Source organism: Pseudomonas sp. 2VD (genome assembly GCF_005503585.1).
Classification (GTDB): domain Bacteria; phylum Pseudomonadota; class Gammaproteobacteria; order Pseudomonadales; family Pseudomonadaceae; genus Pseudomonas; species Pseudomonas aeruginosa.
Window position 1 is genome coordinate 1 of record NZ_SCND01000442.1, and the last position, 4341, is coordinate 4341.

The following is a 4341-nucleotide window of genomic DNA, read 5'->3' on the forward strand; positions in this document are numbered from 1 at the left end:
CGCGGAGCCGAGGCCATGAGCCTGGTCGAGATCGACGGCGCGACCCTGCGCTACGGCGCCCTCACCGCCCTGAGCGGGCTCGACCTGCGCCTGGAGCCCGGCGAGGTGCTCGGCCTGCTCGGCCACAACGGCGCCGGCAAGACCACCACCATCAAGCTGGTCCTCGGCCTGTTGGCCCCCAGCGAAGGCCGCGTGCGGGTCCTCGGCCACGATGCAAGAAGCCTGGAGGCGCGCCGCCAGCTCGGCTACCTGCCGGAGAACGTGACCTTCTACCCGCAGCTCAGCGGCGCGGAAACCCTGCGCCACTTCGCCCGCCTCAAGGGCGTGGCGCCGGCCGAGACCGCGCGCCTGCTGGAACAGGTCGGCCTCGGCCATGCCGCCAGGCGGCGCCTGAAAACCTACTCGAAGGGCATGCGCCAGCGCCTCGGCCTGGCCCAGGCGCTGCTCGGCGAACCGCGCCTGCTGCTGCTCGACGAACCGACGGTGGGCCTCGACCCGCTGGCCACCGTCGAGCTTTACCAATTGCTCGACCGCCTGCGCGGCCAGGGCACCGGGATCGTCCTCTGCTCCCATGTGCTGCCCGGCGTCGAGACGCACATCGACCGCGCCGCGATTCTCGCCGGCGGCCGCCTGCAAGTGGCCGGCAGCCTCGCCGAACTGCGCCGCAAGGCGGCTCTGCCGACCCGCGTGCGCCTGGCCAGCCCGCATAACCCGCAGTGGCTCGAACGCTGGCACCGGGCCGGCCTGGCGGCGCGGAGACTGGACGGCCAGCGCATCGAGGTACTGCTGGACGATGCCGAGCGCGACGGCGTACTGGAAGCGCTGCTGGCCGCGCGCGAGTTCGACCTGGAGATCCTGCCGCCGTCGCTGGAGGACCTCTATCGCCACCACATGTCCCCCGCCCCCGCCGGAGCCACGCCATGCCCGTAGTCTGGACCATCGCCCGCAAGGAACTGGCCGACGGCCTGCGCAATCGCTGGCTGCTGGCGATCAGCCTGCTGTTCGCCCTGCTCTCGGTGGGCATCGCCTGGTTCGGCGCCGCCGCGGCCGGCCAGGTCGGCTTCACCTCGGTGCCGGCGACGGTCGCCAGCCTGACCAGCCTGGCCACCTTCCTGATGCCGCTGATCGCCCTGCTGCTGGCCTACGACGCCATCGTCGGCGAGGAGGAAGGCGGCACCCTGCTGCTGCTCCTGACCTACCCGCTGGGGCGCGGCCAGTTGCTGCTCGGCAAGTTCCTCGGTCACGGCCTGATCCTCGCCCTGGCCACCCTGATCGGCTTCGGCAGCGCGGCGCTGGCGATCCTCGTGCTGGTGCCGGAGGTCGAGGCGGCCATCCTGCTGGGCGCCTTCGGCCGCTTCATGGGTTCCTCGCTGCTGCTCGGCTGCGTGTTCCTCGCCCTGGCCTACGCCCTGAGCAGCCGCGCCAGCGAGAAATCCAGCGCCGCCGGGCAGGCGCTCGGCCTGTGGTTCTTCTTCGTCCTGCTGTTCGACCTGGCCCTGCTGGCGATCCTGGTCCTCAGCCAGGGTCACCTGAGCCCGCGGCTGTTGCCCTGGCTGTTGCTGCTCAACCCGACCGATCTCTACCGGCTGATCAACCTGTCCGGCTTCGACGCAGCCGCCGCCGGCGGGGTGGTTCCCCTGGCCAGCGACCTGCCGGTGTCCGCCAGCGCCCTCTGGCTGGCCCTGGCCCTCTGGGCCTGCGCTGCCCTGGCGCTGGCCCACGGCCTGTTCCGCCGCCGCCCCATCTGACTCACGAGGTTCCGCCATGCAACGTCATACCCTCCCCCTGCGCCCTCTGCTCGGCACGCTCCTGCTCGGCCTGCTGCTGGCCGGCTGCGATGCGTCGCGGGACGACGCCACGGCACTCGGCCCGGTGCCGATCGCCAGCGGCGACGAATGCCACGTCTGCGGCATGCTCATCGAGGAAATGCCCGGTCCCAAAGGCGAGGCGGTGCTTCCCGGCGCGGTGCGCAAGTTCTGCTCCACCGCCGAACTGTTCGGCTGGTGGCTGCAACCGGAAAACCGCCAGGGCCAGGCGCGCCTGTATGTCCACGACATGAGCCAGGCCGACTGGCGGCACCCCGACGACGCCCGCCTGATCGACGCCACCCGCGCCTACTACGTGGTCGGCATCCAGCGGCCGGGCGGCATGGGCGCCACCCTCGCCTCGTTCGCCGACGAAGAGGCCGCGACGCGCCTGGCGGCCGAGGAAGGCGGCCGGGTACTGCGCTTCGACGAGATCGACCAGGCGGTGCTGCAAGGCGTGGGCGGCGACCACCCGCACCGGCACCCGGCGCACTGAGCGGGGGCCGGAAAGCAGAAAGCCCCTGCCGCGGATACGGCAGGGGCTTTCTTCGCCTGGCGCGACGAGGCGCGGCGGAGGCCTACTTCTCGACGAAGGCGCGCTCGATCAGGTAGTCGCCCGGCTCGCCCATGCGCGGCGAGATCTTCAGGCCGAAGCTGTCGAGCACGGCGCTGGTCTCTTCCAGCATGCTCGGGCTGCCGCAGATCATCGCACGGTCGTCCTGCGGATTCATCGGCGGCAGGCCAATGTCCTCGAACAGCTTACCGCTGCGCATCAGGTCGGTCTGGCGGCCCTGGTTGCGGAACGGCTCGCGGGTCACCAGCGGGTAGTAGATCAGCTTCTCTTTCACCTGGTCGCCGAAGTACTCGTGTTCCGGCAGGACCTTGGTGATGAAGTCGGCGTAGGCCAGTTCGCTGACCCAGCGCACGCCGTGGACCAGGATCACCTTCTCGTAGCGCTCGTAGGTTTCCGGGTCCTGGATCACGCTGAGGAAGGGCGCCATGCCGGTGCCGGTGCTGAGCAGGTAGAGGTGCTTGCCGGGCAGCAGGTCGTCGTGCACCAGGGTGCCGGTCGGCTTGCGGCTGACCATCAGCTCGTCGCCTTCCTTCAGGTGCTGCAGGCGCGAGGTCAGCGGGCCGTCCGGGACCTTGATGCTGAAGAACTCCAGGTGCTCTTCGTAGTTCGGGCTGGCAATGCTGTAGGCGCGCATCAGCGGGCGACCGTCGACTTCCAGGCCGATCATCACGAACTGGCCGGTCTTGAAGCGCAGACCCGGGTTGCGGGTGGTCTTGAAGCTGAACAGGGTGTCGTTCCAGTGGTGCACGCTGAGAACGCGCTCGGTGTACAGATTGCTCATCAAAGACTCCTAGGAAAACGCGGGCGCACACCAACAGCAGCAGACGTGACGCAGTTGCGCGGCATTTTATCGGTTGCCAAAATATCCGCAAAATGAATTGTCTGGATAATGCTTATCCAGAATATGGATATGGGATAACACGATATCGGTCGGCCGCCGGCCGCCGAGGGCTCCCATCGCTCCCGCGGACGGGGCGCAAGGATAACCGAGCCAACCCCGCCGACGGAACGGCAAAATGTCGCGGGGCCTTTCGCTCTAGACGAGGAAGCCTGGATGAAATTCACCCTCCGCCAGCTCGAGGTGTTCGTCGCCGTGGCCCAGCAGGAGAGCGTCTCCCGCGCCGCCGAGGGGCTGTCGCTGTCGCAGTCGGCGACCAGCACCTCGCTCGGCGAGCTGGAGCGGCAGTTCGACTGCAAGCTGTTCGACCGCGCCGGCAAGCGCCTGACCCTCAATGCCCTCGGCCGCCAACTGCTGCCGCAGGCGGTGGCGCTGCTCGACCGCGGCGAGGAAATCGAGAACCTGCTCAACGGCAAGACCGCCTTCGGCTCCCTCGACCTCGGCGCCACCCTGACCATCGGCAACTACCTGGCCACGCTGCTGATCGGCGCCTTCATGCAGCGCCAGCCGGACTGTCGGGTGCGCCTGCACGTGCACAACACCGCCCAGGTGGTGCAGCAGGTCGCCCACTACGAGCTGGACCTGGGCCTGATCGAGGGCGACTGCCGGCATCCGGACATCGAGGTGCAACCCTGGATGGAGGACGAACTGGTGGTGTTCTGCGCCCCCCAGCATCCGCTGGCGCGGCGGGGCGGCGCCGACCTGGAACGGCTGACGCGGGAGGCCTGGATCCTCCGCGAGCAGGGCTCCGGCACCCGCCTGACCTTCGACCAGGCCATGCGTCATCACCCGCGGCCGCTGAACATCCGCCTGGAGCTGGAGCACACCGAGGCGATCAAGCGTGCCGTGGAGTCCGGTCTGGGCATCGGCTGCATTTCCCGCCTGGCCCTGCGCGACGCTTTCCGCCGCGGCAGCCTGGTGCCGGTAGAAACGCCCGGCCTGGACCTGCGCCGGCAGTTCTACTTCATCTGGCACAAGCAGAAGTACCAGACCGCGACCATGCGCGAGTTCCTCGACCTGTGCCGCAGCGAGACCGCCGGGATCAGCCGCAGCGACGAGATCGT

General features: G+C 69.2%; 5 protein-coding genes. 4 read left to right on the forward strand and 1 reads right to left on the reverse strand.

Annotated elements, in window-relative coordinates:
* Positions 1–15: 15 nt before the first annotated feature.
* From FFS27_RS29235 to FFS27_RS29245, 3 genes are read left to right on the forward strand one after another with little or no spacing between them, the layout of a single operon-like run.
* On the forward strand, positions 16–930 hold the full coding sequence (locus FFS27_RS29235; protein WP_023100888.1) for an ABC transporter ATP-binding protein: 915 nt from the start codon (positions 16–18) through the stop codon (positions 928–930).
* Positions 921–1748 (forward strand): ABC transporter permease, encoded by an 828-nt coding sequence (locus FFS27_RS29240; protein WP_003122216.1) that lies wholly within the window; start codon positions 921–923, stop codon positions 1746–1748. The genes FFS27_RS29235 and FFS27_RS29240 overlap by 10 nt, the downstream gene beginning before the upstream one ends.
* A gap of 16 nt (positions 1749–1764) precedes the next feature.
* Complete coding sequence (locus tag FFS27_RS29245; protein WP_003091829.1) at positions 1765–2301, forward strand: nitrous oxide reductase accessory protein NosL; 537 nt, start codon at positions 1765–1767, stop codon at positions 2299–2301.
* An 82-nt stretch (positions 2302–2383) separates the two neighbouring features.
* Here the strand turns inward: FFS27_RS29245 and fpr are convergent, their stop codons facing one another.
* Complete coding sequence (fpr, locus tag FFS27_RS29250) at positions 2384–3160, reverse strand: ferredoxin-NADP reductase (RefSeq protein WP_003091832.1); 777 nt, start codon at positions 3158–3160, stop codon at positions 2384–2386.
* A 273-nt stretch (positions 3161–3433) separates the two neighbouring features.
* On the opposite strand from fpr, the gene FFS27_RS29255 reads away from it, so the two are divergent.
* On the forward strand, positions 3434–4341 hold a 908-nt coding region (locus tag FFS27_RS29255), incomplete at its 3' end, for a LysR family transcriptional regulator (protein ID WP_137952394.1).